Source organism: Gallaecimonas xiamenensis 3-C-1 (genome assembly GCF_000299915.1).
GTDB lineage: Bacteria > Pseudomonadota > Gammaproteobacteria > Enterobacterales > Gallaecimonadaceae > Gallaecimonas > Gallaecimonas xiamenensis.
In genome coordinates this window covers 1-16,613 of sequence record NZ_AMRI01000042.1, presented here as the reverse complement: position 1 = coordinate 16,613, position 16,613 = coordinate 1, and the positions used below count along the sequence as shown (strand labels likewise).

Sequence of the window (16,613 nt, the reverse complement as noted above, 5' to 3'; positions counted from 1 at the left end):
TTGACGAAATGCCACAGTCACTTGTTACTACTTAACTGTTTCTCAGCATTTTTTCGGGCCAATGCGGTAAGGGCATATTGGCGCTTCTGCTCGTCCAGCCTACCCTTGTCATCCTTGACCCACACGTAGTCTTTACAATCTGCCGAACATTGTAAATGGCGCTCGCAGGGTGTTTGAGAAAAGTTGTGGACGCAAATACCTGTACCGACATCATGCACAGCCTGAATGCGTGCTTTAAGAATGGCATCCTGTACTTCTACCGGAACTACTTTGAGTTGCTCAGCCAATAGACCACCGACCAAGCCTTTTTTGATATCTTCGCGGAGCATCAGTGCACGTTTTTCGCGGGATGTATGTTGATAGGCTTTGGTGTCCCTGGGATTGGTTCGCCCAAACCATTCGGTTTGCAGAAGATCACTTAACCCACCTTCATCAAGTAAAGTATTGAGCGTGTGGCGGAAGTGGTGACTGGTAAAATCTACCTCGATACTACTGGAAGCGTATTCGGCGGCAAGCGCAGGGAAATAGCGAAGGAAGGTCGTGAACATAGACTGGCTACAGCTTGTAGCCAACCAGTGAGCGTAGCTTCCAGTAGAAAGTCCCAATGAGCGAATAAATAAAAGATCTTTCAGATAGTATTCTTTACCAAATTGATCAATATGGAATGCTCGTAGTAGTTTTTCAGAAAAGTCTCTAAAACAATACGCTTTGACAGCGTCCTTATTTGTGTAGCAAATAGGGTTATTTGGCTTTTTCCCTTGCTTGGTCACTCGCTCATGGTCCTGCCAAACAAGACCAATCTTTCGAATCCATCCAGTAGAACAAATCGTATTGCTGCTTATCCCCATTTTTAACAGGTCATCAATGTATAACTTTCTTTTCTCTGGAATTTTATTCAAAAAACGAATGTCGGGGCCGCGAGAACGATGCATTTCCTCTGCGGTAATTCTCACCGAATCTGTTGCCGCGCGTACCTCATCAAGTACATCTTTAACTATTGTTACGACCTCTGACGGCAAGTAGAGTTTTCTTTTAGGTGTAAATAGATCACCGAGACTAACCTTTCGAGGGAAATATTCTATGAAGGCTTTTTGGTCTTCGTCTAACGTAACTTCTTGAAGCGGAAGTAATGAAATCTCACTAAAGCGGCGGCCAGTACAAGCAAGCAGAGTCAATATCAGGACATAGAATCTGTATTTATGTTCTTTTGGAACCGTCAAATAGAGCTCACCGATAACCCGAAACACGGTAGGATCAACAAGTTTCTCGGATTTGGTCTCCAGAACGTCAGGATCATCCAGCCTTTTATGATTCAGACCTCCAGTATTAACTGGGCGCACCATCTTCGAATATTTGTATTGCAACATCACCCTGCACAAACCATTAGCATCACAGTGTGCAGCGAACTCTGCAACATGCTTGTGAAGGTTGTAGGCAGTGGTGTCACTGTAGTGTTTTGAAATTAATCCACACGCATCGTCTAGCGCTTCTGGCGTGAGTTTGGTCAGTTCCTGCCCCAGTTGGTTAGCTGCAAATGAGATATACCCAACAGCGGTAATGAAGTTACGCTGATTGGGTGTTGATTGATGTTTTCTGTGGAATCGAAGAATCAGTAATGCCTTGGCAACCTCCTCCCATTCATGACGTAGAGGTTCTGAGCCAAGTTTAGGGGGAAGCGTAAAAGCAAACGACGCAGTTTTGGCGTTTTTACCCGTAAGCTTGACTAGGCGGCCAGCATTCACTTGCCACACAGGATTACCCCAAAAAACCGACTCAAACCCTTCTAGCTTCATTAGCTTAGCTTTATCGATCAAAGCTTGGGTATTTGCCTTTCTATCGCGCTCAAGGCGATCAATGAAGGGGATAACCTTGGCCTTCCGATTGGAGCGACCATCAGACATTCAGGCCCCCTTCTTCACAAAGCTGAGTTACCTGTGCGACCGCAGCGATTACCTCATCAAGCTGTATACCCAATCGCGCATTCTCGTATTTTTTTAAACGTTCTTCACGGCCTGCCAGCAAACATTCCAAGACATGCTCATGAGCAGCATGACGATAAGGCTGAAATTTAGGGCACAAATAACATGAATAAGGAGGATCAAGGTGGCAGACACTGGACTCCCCACACACACCAATATCAGACTGATCATCTGGATTTTGCTCATCGACAAACGTCAGGTGCTTGTCATCTCGCTCACCATTGATAGCGTCTTCATCACTATCAATAAGCTTACCTTTGAAGAAATTGAGGTACTTCGAGAATCCTTTTGCCATCGACTTGTCGAGATGCTCAACAACAGTTCCCGCAACATCAAAATAGACCCCTACATACTGAGTATCCGTATGATCTAATATCCTGGCTAGCTCACGCCTGCTGATTCCCTCTGTCGCCAGGCCTGTTGCCAAGGTATATCGTAACCTCCTTGGTGTGACATGCATTAATTCACCAGTAAGAGGGGAAATGATATTATGACGTTTTATAAAGGCTGTAATTAAACGAGATATATCACCGCTCGTCATATTGAAAATATTCTCTGAATCTAGAGAACACATGGCAACGCGGTTACCACTTATTTTTATTAGAAGAGGTCGATTATCTGGGGTAGAGAAGTCTGTACCATTAAAGCTAAGAGGCAATAAGTTATTTTGCTCGACAAGATTTTCTAGAATTCTTCCGAAATAGGGATCTAAATATTCATCCATCAGGTCATCGCGGGGATTAAGAAATCTCTTCTTAATACGCGGCATCCGAATGATATAACAGGGGTCTTCGTTCGATGGATCAAGCTTAACGAGATCGCTCTCCCTCAGATATGTCAGGTTTGCAGGGTTTCGGCCGAAAGCTAGTGACAAAGCCATAACAACCTTTTGCTGGAGATGCTCAAACTCTAGGCTCTTGTCTTCTTTTAGCGCAGCAATCAAAAGAGAGAGCTCTAATGATTTATGTAATGGCCCCATATCGGGATCGGACATCCTAACTGCCTCGCCCTTTGGACCTCCGGGTATAACCATTGCCTCAAGTTCAGCCGCATACGCATCTGAAAATGTACTATCTGAAATGTTGTCAGAACACCAGATATACCACCTAATTGGCTCATATATCGTCCAAAGTTTGTGCCGAGAGCGCTGAATGTTGATAGATTTCTCAAATAAACCAATAAGATGTTCTTTAGCACTTTCCGGTTGATTATCTTTTCCCCAATCCCTAAGAACTAGCCTCCATACAACTTGAAAAACGCTGTATCCAGCGGATGTTGAAATACGCCTAACCTGGTCAGATACATAGTGCTTCAACGCATTTCTCAGCTGTAAATTTGAGATTTTGCCAAAATCGAGAGTTGAGTGGGCGCGAATCACTATGGGGAGCAACCATTTATCGCCTGATATATCAATTGTTTTCCCCTCTCGAGTAACTAGGACCTGCTTCTCAGACCAAGACTGCTCTACAGCTTGTGTTTTCGATAATTTCGTGTTCACTTTGGCTACCTCTCGGACATCATATCTGCCTGATACCGCCTCAATGACTTAACCGCTTGCTCCTCCACTTCTTGGGCAATATAAATGTCTTGTGAATCTAAACTACTATCGCCACGCAGGAAGGCCAGCGCTTCTCGTCTACGCTGCTCATCCACTCCTGAAGCTCTAAGAACCCTCTCAAGCCGGGATGAGAATGTATGTCGAAGAGACTTGGCCGTTAAGTTTTCGGGAAGACGGCCAACATATTGCGTTCGCAATAACTGGAAAAACTGTGTAATTGAGGATTGTGACAAGGGCGCTCCCTCATCACTCAATATTAAATAGTCTGATTCGTAGTTATTTTTGCTTTCAAGCACTTCACGCCAGGTAACAATGTACTCATTTAATGCAAAAGCAAACTGCCGACTCTCAATCGGAATAAGTCTACCATTACGCTTTATTTGAGGCCTGGGTCGTCTTACATCTAGGGGGTCCGATGGCCTACGTTCAACCTGTATCGCCGAAATCGCACCAACTTGAACATCTTCTACCCTGAGGCTAAGCAACTCACCTGGCCTTAGACCACAAAATAACATTAACCCTACAGATACATAATTTCTAAACTTTACAGCAGGATCTCGTCCAAATCCCTGCTCAGCATCGGGATGCAACACGGCAAGCAGGAAGTCAACCTCTAACTCATTTAACCCCTTACGAAGACTTTTTTTCATTGGTGTGGCAGACATAAAGCTACCATCCAGCATTTTTAGAAAAAATGACTTTCGCTCTCTCAAACGTTCATAGTCTAGGGAAGACAACGGCAACTGACTTATCAATACATCCATGTACCAACTAATAAATTGTCTGATAGTCGTTAACCGTTGATTGAAGGTATTAGGTGCTACAACATTTATACGCCCATTGGCTTGATCAATTCTTAACGCTTCGACCAATCCACCTCTTAATTCTGCTTCGTTGAATGAGTTCTGAGCCATCAATTTCGTAGATAGGTCACAATTCGATTTATCCAGCCAGCGATAGAGCACTGAAAGCTCTCTCAAATTCCGAACCAATGTATTTGTACTGAGGGAGCGTCTGGCAAGAATAAACTCATTAGGTAAGACAACTGGCATACCAGAATCATCCAGCATCATTGGTATCTGTTCGCCCGTTTCGTGTGTGACTAGCTCTATTTTCATTGCACCACCCTTATTGACAAAATAAGAGTAGCTACAAACTTTTATCTTCACAACTTTTAAAGTTATACGATTTTATAAAAACACAAAGTCACATAAAACGAAAAAGCCCTTCAAATGCTTACACACTTAAAGGGCTTAAATTTTCATTTATATTTTTTAAAACCAATTAGTTAACTAGAACAATTTAAGAATTAGTTAACAATAATTACTTTATGTCATTCAGAACGGGATGTCGTCGTCGAAGTCCATGGGCGGCTCGTCGGCACCATAGCCGCCTTGCTGGGGCTTGGGTGCGTTGAAGTTGCCCTGGGGCTGCTGCTGAGGGCGGTTACCGAAGTTGTTGCCCTGCTGCTGGCCGCCACCGAAACCGCCTTGTTGGCCGCCCTGTTGCTGGCCACCGGCAAAACCACCTTGGTTCTGCTGGGCCGGTTTCTGGAAGCCACCTTGCTGCTGGCCGCCGCCGAAACCGCCTTGGCCGCCTTGTTGTTGGCCGCCACCGAAGCCGCCCTGGCCGCCTTGCTGACCACCACCGTAACCGCCTTGGCCGCCGCCCTGGCCACTGCCACGGCTGTCGAGCATCTGCATTTCGTTAACGATGATCTCGGTGGTGTATTTGTCCTGGCCGTCTTGGCCCTGCCATTTGCGGGTACGCAGGCTGCCTTCCAGGTAGACCTTGGAACCCTTGCGCAGGTACTCGCCGGCGATCTCGGCCAGGCGGCCGTAAATCACCATGCGGTGCCATTCGGTCAGCTCTTTTTGCTCACCGGTTTGCTTGTCTTTCCAGCTTTCACTGGTGGCCACGGTGAAGTTGGCAACGGCATTGCCATTGGGCATGTAACGCACTTCCGGGTCGCCACCCAGGTTGCCGACGATAATGACTTTGTTAATGCCTCGACTGGCCATCTTTGCTCCTGACTAACCGGCCTCGGCCAGCAGTGCTCTGGCCTTGGCTAATTCAAATTCTTGTGTATTCACTTTAAGGTAGATGGCGGACTCTTGCGCCATCACATTGACTTCCAGTACCCCGGGCAGTGCCGAGAGCCCGGCGGCCAGCTCCTGTTCACGGCCGGTCAGAGCGGGGGCGCTCAGGCTGACCGACTTCAGGTGGCTGGGATGGCGCATGCCCCGGCTCATCCAGAGCCACAGCAACACCAGGGCGGCAGACATCAGCAACACCCCTTCCTTATCCGCATACTGTGCCATGGCACCGGCCAAGCTGCCACCAAAAAAGGCACCCAGGAATTGGCTGGAGGAGTAGATCCCCATGGCACTGCCCTTGTCACCGGCGGGGGCGATCCGGGCGATCAGGGCCGGCAAGGTGGCTTCCAGGTAATTGAAGGCCACAAAGAACAGCACCAGCGCCGCCACCAGGCCCCAGAGCCAATGCTGCAGGTACCAGGCCGCCCCCAGGGACCCCAGCATCACCACCAGGGCCAGCTGTATCATCTGCCGGCTAAGATGCTTTTTCTCGGCGACGATGATCATCGGCACCATGCCGAAAAAGGCCAGCACCACTATGGGAAAGTACAGCTCCCAGTGCCGCTCTGACGGCAGGCCGGCCTCCACCAGCATCGACGGCATCACCACGAAGGTGGCGGTGAGCAGGAAGTGCAGCAAAAAGATGCCCAGATCCAGGCGGATCAGCTGCGGGTCTTTGAGCATGCGCCCCAGGCGCTGGGGCGCCGGCAGGGTGTCCCCTTTGGGGGCATGGCTTACCACTTTGGGTACCGCCAGCCACACCACCAGTATGCCGCCAAGGGCCAGCACCGCCGTTAACCAGAACAGTCCCGACAGCCCCCACTGGGCCGCCAGTATCGGCCCCACCACCATGGCCAGGGCAAAGGACATGCCGATGGACACGCCGATAATGGCCATCACCTTGGGGCGCTGTTCGTCACGGCTCAGATCCGCCGCCATGGCCAGCACCGCCGAAGCGATGGCCCCGGCCCCTTGCAGGGCGCGGCCCACCACCACCCAGAGGATATGATGGGCCAGGGCGGCCACGGCAGACCCGGCCGAAAACATCAGCAGGCCCAGGATGATGATCTTGCGCCGGCCAAAGCGGTCGGAGGCCATGCCCATGGGGATCTGCAGCAGCGCTTGGGTCAGCCCGTAAGCGCCTATGGCCAGGCCCACCCAAAGGGGCGAGTAACCGTCCAGGTGTTGGCCGTACAGGGCGAACACCGGCAGGATCATGAAAAGGCCCAACATCCGCAGGGAAAAGACCGAAGCCAGCGAGAAAGCGGCACGGAGTTCCGTGCGCGTGAGACCTGATTGCGACATAACTCGTATTGCGGAAACGGCGAAGGCGACATCATAGCACAGCCATTGGGCTAAACGGGCGCCTGTGCGATACTTGAGCGCTTAACGTGAGTGGTTGAAGCAGGATGTTATGGATAAAATCTCGGTTCGCGGCGCCCGCACCCACAACCTGAAAAACATCAGCCTGGATATCCCCAGGGATAAGCTGATCGTGATCACCGGGTTGTCTGGCTCGGGCAAGTCGTCCCTGGCGTTCGACACCCTTTATGCCGAGGGCCAGCGGCGCTATGTGGAGTCCCTCTCCGCCTATGCCCGCCAGTTTCTTTCCCTGATGGAAAAACCCGATGTGGACCACATCGAGGGCCTGTCACCGGCCATCTCCATAGAGCAGAAGTCCACTTCCCATAACCCCAGGTCCACCGTCGGCACCATTACCGAGATCCACGACTACCTGCGCCTGATGTTTGCCCGGGTGGGTGAGCCCCGCTGCCCTACCCATGACGTGGCCCTGGCCGCCCAGACCGTCAGCCAGATGGTAGACAGGGTGCTGGCCGAACCCCAAGACAGCAAGCTGATGCTGCTGGCGCCGGTGATCAAGGAGCGCAAGGGCGAGCACGCCAAGCTGCTGGCCAACCTGGCCGCCCAAGGCTATATCCGCGCCGTTATCGACGGCGAAGTGTGCGACCTGTCCGACCCGCCGCCCCTTGAGCTGCAAAAGAAGCATACTATCGAAGTGGTGGTGGACCGCTTCAAGGTCCGTGACGACCTGCAGCAGCGCCTGGCGGAAAGCTTCGAAACTGCCCTGGCCCTGACCGGCGGCACCGCCCGGGTGGTGAGCATGGACGACGACAGCGTCGACCTGGTGTTCTCCGCCAACTTCGCCTGCCCCCACTGCGGCTATTCCATGGCCGAGCTGGAACCACGCCTGTTTTCCTTCAACAACCCCGCCGGTGCCTGCCCCAGCTGTGACGGCCTGGGGGTGCAGCAGTTCTTCGACGAACACAAGGTGGTGGTGAACGGCGAGATCTCCTTGTCCGGCGGCGCCATCCGTGGCTGGGACAAGCGCAACTTCTACTACTTCCAGATGCTCAAGTCCCTGGCCGAACAGTTCGAGTTCGCCCTGGACCAGCCCTTCGACGCCCTGCCCAAGAAGGTGCAGGACCTGGTCCTTTATGGCACCGGTAAGCAGGAAGTGGCCTTCAAGTATGTCAACGACCGCGGCGACATCGTCATTCGCAAGCACCCCTTCGAAGGGGTGATCCCCAACATGGAGCGCCGCTACCGGGAGACCGACTCCAATACGGTGCGCGAAGAGCTGGCCAAGTACATGGCCAACCAGGCCTGCCCCAGCTGTAAGGGCACCCGCCTGCGCACCGAGGCCCGCCATGTCTTTGTGGACAGCCACAACCTGCCGGCGGTGGCGGACATGAGCATCGGCGACTGCCTGCGCTTTTTCGACGGCCTGGCCCTGAGCGGCCAGCGGGCGCAGATCGCCGAGAAGATCCTCAAGGAAATTCGCGACCGCCTGCACTTCCTGGTCAACGTCGGCCTCAACTACCTTAGCCTGTCTCGCAGCGCCGACACCCTGTCCGGCGGCGAGGCCCAGCGGATCCGCCTGGCTTCGCAGATCGGTGCCGGCCTGGTGGGGGTCATGTATGTGCTGGACGAGCCGTCCATCGGCCTGCACCAGCGGGACAACGAGCGGCTGCTCAATACCCTCACCCACCTGCGGGACCTGGGTAATACGGTGCTGGTGGTGGAACACGACGAAGACGCCATTCGCGCCGCCGACTACGTCATCGACATCGGCCCCGGCGCCGGTGTTCATGGCGGCGAGATCATTGCCGCCGGCACCCCAGCCGAAGTGGCCGCCGCCGAGCAATCCCTCACCGGCCAATACCTGTCCGGCAAGAAGGCCATCGCCGTGCCGGCCCAGCGCCATGCCCCGGACAACGGCTGGATCGAACTCAAAGGCGCCACCGGCAACAACCTCAAGAGCGTGGACCTGCAGATCCCGGTGGGGCTGCTGACCTGCGTCACAGGGGTGTCCGGCTCCGGTAAGTCCACCCTCATTAACGACACCCTGTTCCGCCTGGCCCACCGGCAGCTGAACAAGGCCGAAGGGGAAGATCCGGCCCCCTACCGGGAGCTGATTGGCCTGGACCACTGCGACAAGGTGGTGGATATCGACCAAAGCCCCATAGGCCGTACCCCCCGCTCCAACCCCGCCACCTACACCGGCATCTTTACGCCGGTCCGTGAGCTCTTTGCCGGTACCCAGGAGGCCCGTGCCCGTGGCTACCAGCCGGGCCGGTTCAGCTTCAACGTGCGCGGCGGGCGCTGCGAGGCCTGCCAGGGCGACGGTGTGATCAAGGTGGAAATGCACTTTCTGCCGGACGTCTACGTGCCGTGCGATCTCTGTAAGGGTAAGCGCTACAACCGGGAAACCCTGGAAGTGACCTACAAGGGCAAGAACATCCACCAGGTGCTGGAGATGACCATCGAAGAGGCCCGCGACTTCTTCGACGCCATCCCCGCCGTGGCCCGCAAGCTGCAAACCCTGATGGATGTAGGCCTGTCCTACATCCGCCTGGGCCAGAGCGCCACCACCCTGTCCGGCGGCGAGGCCCAGCGGGTCAAGCTGGCCCGGGAACTGTCCAAGCGCGACACCGGCAAGACCCTCTACATCTTGGACGAACCCACCACCGGCCTGCACTTTGCCGACATCCAGCTGTTGCTGGACGTACTGCATCGCCTCCGCGACCACGGCAACACCATAGTGGTGATTGAGCACAACCTGGATGTGATCAAGACCGCAGATTGGATAGTGGACCTGGGCCCGGAAGGGGGCAGCGGCGGCGGCCAGATCCTGGTCACCGGCACCCCGGAAACCGTTGCCCAGCATGCCCAGAGCCACACGGCCCGGTTCCTCAAACCCATGCTGTAATAACAAGGGCGCCGCTGGCGCCCTTTTCGTATCTGGTTGACAAATCTCGAAAATCAGCGCTTTCTGATAATGACTCTCATCAGCATCGGAGGCGTTATGAAGAGATACCTGCTGGCCACTGTCCTGGCCGTGTTCGCCACCCTTGGGTGTTTTTACTTTATGACCACCCTGGTCAAGGCGCCGGATGGTCCCAGTGCCAACTCGGCAACGCCCCTTACCGATCCCCCGGCGCAAGTGACGCCCCCTGAGCCCCCCAAACCCAAGCCAGAGACAGAGCCGAAACAGAAATTCAGCCAAAGCCCCATGCCCGGTGTGCAAAGCCTGGTTCCGGAACCGGCAGAAACGGCTAACGTCACCCAGGGTGATCCCCAGGCACCGATGAGCAAGCTGGCCCCGGTCACCCTGCAGTTTGACCCCATGGACGCAGGCCAAGGGCAGGACAGGGAAGCCACCCCCGTGGTGCAGCTGCCTCCCCAGTACCCGGTAGAAGCCCTACGCGACGGCCGTGAAGGCTGGGTCAAGCTGCGCTTTACCGTCACCGCCGCCGGCACCGTGGATGACATTCAGGTCATTGACGCCGAGCCCAAGCGCCTCTTTGATAAAGCCGCCCGGGACGCCTTGCGAAAATGGCGTTACCAGCCCCTGGTGGTGGACGGCAAGGCCCTGGCCCAACCCGGCCAAGAGGTACAGCTGGACTTTAAGATGGATAAATCGGCCTGAATAAAAAAGGCGCCCTTGGGCGCCTTTTTTGATGTCGGATGTTAGAAGCGGTAAGTCCCCTTCACACCCCAGCCGACACCACTTTCACCTTCGGTTTTGCTCAGCCCCACTTTGACGTTGGCACGGGGGTTGAACCAATAGCTGGTGTTGGCGTAGTAGGTGGTGTCGTTGGCGTCATTCAGGTTGTACGCCAGGGCATCATTGTCGGTATCGACAAAGGTCACCCCACCACCGGCAGACCACTGCTGGTTGAAGAAGTAGTCGGCACTGGCATCCAGCACGAACACATCGTCGCCGCGATCGGCGTCGGTATTGCTCATGTCACCTTTCAGCCAAAGACCGGTACCGCCCCCCAGAGGAGCATAGTGTTCAATACGGGCACCCAGGGTGTCGGCATCAAACTGGCCCCAGTCCAGACGGCTGTAGTAACCGGTCAGCAGGGTGTTGGCATCCAGGTAGCCACCCAGTTCCACACCATAGCGATCGGCGTCTTGGCCGTAATCGGGATCAATGTTCTGGTAGCTCACCCCCAACACCCAGTCGGTGGTGGTGACCAGACGGCCACCCAGGCCGAAACTGTCCACATAGTCGTTGAAGCTGGCACCGGCTTCCAGGTAGCTGGCATGGCTCAAGAAGCCATTGAGCTCGAAGGGGCCATTGCTGGTGTTGACCGGGGTCAGGTAGATACGGCCACCCAGGCCCCAGGTGTCGGCGTCATCGACCGTAGAGTGGTCGGAATAGCCCGCGCTCACTTCGGCCTGGTAAGTGTCGGCCATGGCAGGCACCGCCAGTATGGCGGCAGAAAGGGTCAAAGGGAAAAGCATGGTTTTCATACTGCACTCCTTGGATTGCAAAGCAGCGCAAACAACATAGTGCTCTTTGAGGCAGCCTTACAGCCTGATCCCTTGGGCAGTTTAGAAACACTTCAGATAAAAATCAGCGCGTTAACAAGGGTGAATGGGGCCAAAACAAAAAAGGCGCCCTAAGGCGCCTTTGAGATCACGCAAAGAAAATCAGAAGCGCAGGGTACCCTGGATGCCCCACTCGTAGCCTTTAACGTCTTCAGCATCGCTGTAGGTGATTTTGACGTTGGCTTGGTTGTTGAACCAGTAAGAGGTATTCAGGCCCCAACCGAAGTCTTCGGACTCGTCGTCCCAGCTGGTTTCGGCACCGACGGACCAGGCACGGGTGAAGAAGTAGTCGCCGCCCAGGCTGTAAACCCAGACGTCGTCGCCTTGGTCGTAGTCGACATTTTCGATGCCAGCTTTGAGCAACAGGCCTTCGCTACCGTCAACCGGGATCAGGTGATCCAGGGCCAGGCCAAAGGTATCGGCGAAGTCGCTGTTCTCATAGCTAACACGCAGCAGGGTGCCTTGGGCCAGGTATTTACCCAGGCCGACACTCCAGACGTCATCACTGGAACCGTAGTCCGGATCAATACGGCTGTAGTTGGCTTCCAGTACCCAGTCGCTTTGGGTGACGAAGCGGCCGCCCAGGGAGTAGCTGTCCGCAAAGTCAGTATTCAGGTAGGCACCTTGCACCCAAGAAGCGTGGTTCAGGAAAGGGATCAGGTCATAGGCGTGCTGGGCGTTGCTCTGGCTTTCCAGATAGTAACGGTAACCCAGGCCCCAATTGTCGGCGTTATCCTGCTTGGTGTGATCGCTGTAACCAGCGGTCACTTCATGCTGGAAGCTGTCGGCGGCAAAGGAAGGGGCAGAGAAAGCAGCCAGAATGGCCAGAGAAACAAATGCTTTTTTCACGTAGAACTCCGTTTCGCTAAAACAAAAAGCGCCGGCATACTAGCGGCGCTTGGCATCTTGCGAAAGAGCATATTCATAAATGCTGTTCTAGGTTACACCTGATGCTGTCTGGCAGGGGCACTGAGCGTTTGGCTTTATGGTCAAAATGCACCAGTGTGGTTTCCCCCTCAACACAGAGTTGGCCATTTTGATAGGCCCGCTGTAACAGCCTGAAAGAGCTGTTGCCTATATAGGAAACCTGAGTGCTAATGGAGACTTCGCTACCGTAGAGAAGTTCCGCTTTAAACTGCATTTGGTAGCCAGCGATGATCAGATGCCAGTCGCGTACATCCAAATCCGGGGTGAAAAAGCGGAAGACTGGCTCTCTGGCTTGTTCGAACCAGACGGCTGGTACCGTGTTATTGATGTGCCCCAGGGCGTCGGTTTCCTGGAAGCGGGGCATCAGGGTCATTTCAAACATGTTTTGTCCTAAACTGCGGCAAAGCCACAGCATAACGCCAAATGCCATTAAGGCTTTACCCTACAAAGGTCTATGACCTAGGATTTGGCCGAACCCTTTAAAGAGCCAATCGAATGACGGATCTAGCACTGGCGCTTTCCCTTATCGCTGCCATTTCCCTAGGCGCCCAGTGGCTGGCCTGGCGCCTGAAGCTGCCTGCCATCCTTTTTTTGCTGGCCGCCGGCCTGTTACTGGGCCCCGGCACCGGCGTCTTGAACCCCGACCTGCTGCTGGGTGAAGTCCTTTTCCCCATGGTGTCCATTGCTGTGGCCATCATCCTGTTTGAAGGTGCCCTGACCCTAAGGTTCAACGAGATCCGCGGCCTGGTCAAAGTGGTCCGCAACCTGGTGACCATCGGCATGCTGATCACCTTCGCGGTGTTGGCCTTTGCCTGTCACTGGCTGCTGGGGGTGTCGTTGCAGGTGTCCCTGCTGTTTGGCGCCGTCATGGTAGTCACCGGGCCGACAGTAGTGGCACCCCTGCTAAGAACCATCAGGCCCCGGGCCGAGCTGGACAGGGTACTGCGCTGGGAAGGCATCATCATCGACCCCCTGGGGGCCATTTTCGCGGTACTGATGTTCGAGCTGGTGATTATCCAAGCCTCCCAGGAAGCCGCTGTTCACAGCCTGTGGATCCTGATTAAGACCATGATGCTGGGAGGTGCCCTGGGACTGGGGGCAGGCGTTGCCGTGGCCACGGCCCTGAAAAAGGGCTGGTTGCCGCTCTATCTTCGCAAGATCGGTGTGCTGGCCGCCGTACTGCTGGCCTATGCCCTGTCCGAGCAGCTGCAACACGAATCGGGCCTGCTTACCGTCACTGTGATGGGCATGTACATGGCCAACAAGAGCGAGCTGGATATCGACGACATCATGGAGTTCAAGGAAGACCTGTCGGTCATCTTGATCTCCGCCCTCTTTATCCTGCTGGCCGCCCGGGTCGATGTGGGTAATCTGGTCGACTTGGGCCTTCCCCTGGTGATATTGCTGCTGGTAGTGCAGCTGGTGGCCCGCCCCCTCTGTGTATTGGCATCGGCCTATACCAAGAAGCTCAGTTGGCGCGACAAGGCCTTTTTGTCCTGGATAGCACCCAGGGGCATAGTGGCGGCGGCGGTCAGTTCCCTGTTTGCCCTGCGCCTGCAACAAGCCGGCATCGAAGACGCCGACAAACTGGTGTCCCTGTCCTTTGCGGTGATCATCGCCACAGTGGTGTTGCAAAGCCTGACCGCAGGACCTGTGGCCAGGCTGTTGGGGGTGGTCCGTGAAGCCCCCAGGGGGGTGCTTATCATCGGTGCCAACTCCCTGGCCAGGGCCGTGGCCCAGTCCCTGCGCAAGGCAGAGATCCAGGTACTGTTGGCTGACCCGGTATGGGAAAACTACCGCCTGGCCCGCATGGAGGGGCTGGAGGTTTACTACGGCAACCCCCAATCCGAACAGGCGGAAGCGGTACTGGATCTGTCGTCTATCCGCCAGGTCTATGCCCTGTCTCCCAACCGTCACCAGAACGCCAATGCCATCACCCATTTCGCCTACCTCTTTGGCGACAAGAAGGTGTTCTCCATTCGCTCATCCCAAGGCAAGGGTTTTGCCAATCAGGAAAGTGCAACCTTCAGGGCCAGGCAGATCCTCTTTTCGGAAGATTGCACCTTCGCCAAGCTAAACAGCCTGTTGATGCAGGGCTGGCAGGTGAAAAGCACCAAGCTCAAAGAGGCCTTCGACTGGGACGCCTACAAGGAGCGCCAGAAGGACGCGCTGCCACTCTTTATCATCGACAAGAAGGGTTTTCTAAGCCCGGTGAGCAACGGCGACCAAAAACCCGAGGTGGACGAAGTGATCATTGCCCTGCTCCCCCCCCAGGAAAAAGAAAGCCAGAACGCCGCCTGACAAAGCCCCGCAAGGGGCTTTTTTATTGGCCTAACCAGGCCAGACACTGCGCAGCCGGCCCAGGCAGGCAAACGCCAACAGCAGTACCAAGGCATAGAGCATCTGCCATCCCAAGGTTGCCAAAGTCAGCATGCAAAGTACGGTACTGAGCAGGGCCAGCCAGCGCCAGCCGCCTTTCAGTAACACCCAACCCGCCGCCATGCTCAGCAGGTAAATCAGGATGAAATTGCCATTGGCATAACGGATGAGATCGCTGATGGACAGCCCCAGCCACCAGGCCAGCAGCGCACAACAGGCGCAGATCAACACCACTGCTGTCAGGGCACGCCCTGGCACCCCATGGCGGTTACGAACAGCAAAGGCATGGGGCAACTTACCTTCGTCTGCCAGGCTCCACAGCAATCGGGCAAAGCCCTGTACATAGATGTTAATAGAGGCAAAGCACGCCAGATAGCCGACTAGAGCGGCCAGCCATTTGGCTTGACTCCCCATCAGCAGTGCCACCAGATGAGGCATGGAGGCACCGTTTGCCTGTTCGTCACCAAAGGTACCGAAGCTCAGTACCGCAACCGAACAGCCCCAATAGACCAAACCAGCCAATAAAACGCCGACCAGCATGGCCAATGGGAAGTCCCGTTGAGGGTTCTTAAACTCCTCCCCCAGATGGGTAAAGGCTTCTATTCCTACGAAACACCAGAACATCACCGCAAGGGCAGCAGGCAGTGTTGACCAGGGAAGGTCCTCAACAGGCAACAACGGCTGACCGGCGAGGGGCAAGTCCCCAAGCCACCAGAAGGACGCCACAGTGGCCACGATCAACAGTGCGATTAGCGTTTGTACCAAGCCTGACGCCCTTGCCGGCCGTTGCCCCAGTACCCACATCATACCCAGGGTGAGCAGTTGGATCGCCAGTACCTGCAGGCCACTCAGGGTGAAAAGGCTGTGCCAGAAACCGCTGGCGATATTGAGGGCGGCTGGCAGCCCAACCGGCATCACCGACAGAAACAACAGCGCCGTTGCCTGCTCCATACGTCGGCCAAAGGCACGGCCGATTAAATGTGGCGCCCCGCCTGCGTGGGGAAAGCGCCTGCCTAACTGGGCAAAGGTAAAAGCGATGGGGAGCACCAGGCCGATTAGCAGCAGCCAGGCCCAAAGTGATGCCTGGCCAGCAGTGGCAGCCGCCACCGCCGGAATAATGAAAATACCGGTGCCCAGCAGCGAGGTCGTCAATAATCCAACCCCCTGCAGAAGACCCAAGTCTTTGTTTAGTCTACTCATCTATGATAGGTCTGCGGTGTATTGAAAGCAGTTGTTATAGTAATGGGCCAACCGAAGCCAGTGACCATGAAAAGTGACGGCAATGGCCGTCACTTCGTCGGGATCCGGCGCCACCTTGTATCTGCTTTTCGCGAAAGGACCTTTGTGGACAAATTTGACCGTCATATCCTGGCGTTGCTACGCAGCAATGCCCGCCTGTCTGTGGCAGCCATAGCCCGGGAGGTCAACCTGTCCCGCAGTGCCGTCAGCGATCGCATTCGCCAACTGGAAAGCCATGGCACCATCCTTGGCTATCATGCCCAGCTGGCCTCTCCCCAGCAGCCGGTCAAAGCCTTTCTGGAGCTGTTCTATAGCGAGAGCCGTTGTGAGCAGTTTGCCGAACAGATGCGGGCTTTCCCGGAAATAAAACGTTGCAGCAGTATCAGCGGCGACACCGATATGCTGGTTTACATCGAAGCCAGCAGCATGGATAGACTCAGCGAGATCCGCACTGCCATAGAGCAGTTCCCCAAGATGCAGCGCGTCAAAACCCATATGGTGATGAAAGAGTGGGACTTTCACTAAGCCCAGCAGGATCGTAAGGCTCTTTTCCGAGGCTTTAAACGCAAAAAA

13 protein-coding genes are annotated in these 16,613 nt (G+C 55.0%); 4 read left to right on the top strand and 9 right to left on the bottom strand.

The window, feature by feature from the left end; all coding sequences use genetic code 11:
- Positions 1-17: 17 nt before the first annotated feature.
- The 5 genes from B3C1_RS18710 to B3C1_RS18695 form a co-directional block, all read right to left on the bottom strand.
- The gene (locus B3C1_RS18710) at positions 18-1,901 is read right to left on the bottom strand and encodes an integrase (protein ID WP_035482821.1); all 1,884 of its coding nucleotides are present in this window, start codon (positions 1,899-1,901) and stop codon (positions 18-20) included.
- Positions 1,894-3,477, bottom strand: a complete 1,584-nt coding sequence (locus B3C1_RS20000; RefSeq protein WP_008486773.1) for a site-specific integrase — start codon at positions 3,475-3,477, stop codon at positions 1,894-1,896. Before B3C1_RS20000 ends, B3C1_RS18710 begins: the two co-directional genes overlap by 8 nt.
- 5 nt (positions 3,478-3,482) lie before the next feature.
- Positions 3,483-4,655, bottom strand: a complete 1,173-nt coding sequence (locus tag B3C1_RS19995; protein WP_008486771.1) for a tyrosine-type recombinase/integrase — start codon at positions 4,653-4,655, stop codon at positions 3,483-3,485.
- Between the two features lie 219 nt (positions 4,656-4,874).
- Entirely contained in the window at positions 4,875-5,558 is a 684-nt protein-coding gene (ssb, locus tag B3C1_RS18700) for a single-stranded DNA-binding protein (RefSeq protein WP_008486769.1), read from the bottom strand.
- Between the two features lie 12 nt (positions 5,559-5,570).
- On the bottom strand, positions 5,571-6,938 hold the full coding sequence (locus tag B3C1_RS18695) for an MFS transporter (protein ID WP_008486768.1): 1,368 nt from the start codon (positions 6,936-6,938) through the stop codon (positions 5,571-5,573).
- 109 nt (positions 6,939-7,047) lie between these two features.
- On the opposite strand from B3C1_RS18695, the gene uvrA reads away from it, so the two are divergent.
- Both uvrA and B3C1_RS19595 read left to right on the top strand, forming a co-directional pair.
- Positions 7,048-9,864: an excinuclease ABC subunit UvrA gene (gene uvrA, locus B3C1_RS18690; RefSeq protein WP_008486767.1), complete on the top strand. Its 2,817-nt coding sequence runs from the start codon at positions 7,048-7,050 to the stop codon at positions 9,862-9,864.
- 96 nt (positions 9,865-9,960) lie between these two features.
- A complete protein-coding gene (locus B3C1_RS19595; RefSeq protein ID WP_008486766.1) occupies positions 9,961-10,584 on the top strand; it encodes an energy transducer TonB in 624 nt (207 codons plus the stop codon).
- A gap of 41 nt (positions 10,585-10,625) precedes the next feature.
- Here B3C1_RS19595 and B3C1_RS19590 read toward each other — a convergent pair whose 3' ends face one another.
- The 3 genes from B3C1_RS19590 to B3C1_RS18670 form a co-directional block, all read right to left on the bottom strand.
- Positions 10,626-11,417 (bottom strand): putative porin, encoded by a 792-nt coding sequence (locus tag B3C1_RS19590; RefSeq protein WP_008486765.1) that lies wholly within the window; start codon positions 11,415-11,417, stop codon positions 10,626-10,628.
- A 180-nt stretch (positions 11,418-11,597) separates the two neighbouring features.
- The gene (locus tag B3C1_RS18675; RefSeq protein WP_008486764.1) at positions 11,598-12,344 is read right to left on the bottom strand and encodes a putative porin; all 747 of its coding nucleotides are present in this window, start codon (positions 12,342-12,344) and stop codon (positions 11,598-11,600) included.
- Positions 12,345-12,417: 73 nt separating this feature from the next.
- Entirely contained in the window at positions 12,418-12,804 is a 387-nt protein-coding gene (locus tag B3C1_RS18670; protein ID WP_008486763.1) for an acyl-CoA thioesterase, read from the bottom strand.
- A 113-nt stretch (positions 12,805-12,917) separates the two neighbouring features.
- On the opposite strand from B3C1_RS18670, the gene B3C1_RS18665 reads away from it, so the two are divergent.
- On the top strand, positions 12,918-14,723 hold the full coding sequence (locus B3C1_RS18665) for a cation:proton antiporter (RefSeq protein WP_008486761.1): 1,806 nt from the start codon (positions 12,918-12,920) through the stop codon (positions 14,721-14,723).
- A gap of 30 nt (positions 14,724-14,753) precedes the next feature.
- On the opposite strand, the gene yjeH is transcribed toward B3C1_RS18665, so the two are convergent.
- Positions 14,754-16,001 (bottom strand): L-methionine/branched-chain amino acid transporter, encoded by a 1,248-nt coding sequence (gene yjeH, locus B3C1_RS18660; protein WP_035482813.1) that lies wholly within the window; start codon positions 15,999-16,001, stop codon positions 14,754-14,756.
- A gap of 144 nt (positions 16,002-16,145) precedes the next feature.
- Between yjeH and B3C1_RS18655 the strand changes: the two genes are divergently transcribed.
- Complete coding sequence (locus B3C1_RS18655) at positions 16,146-16,565, top strand: Lrp/AsnC family transcriptional regulator (protein ID WP_035482811.1); 420 nt, start codon at positions 16,146-16,148, stop codon at positions 16,563-16,565.
- Positions 16,566-16,613 lie beyond the last annotated feature (48 nt).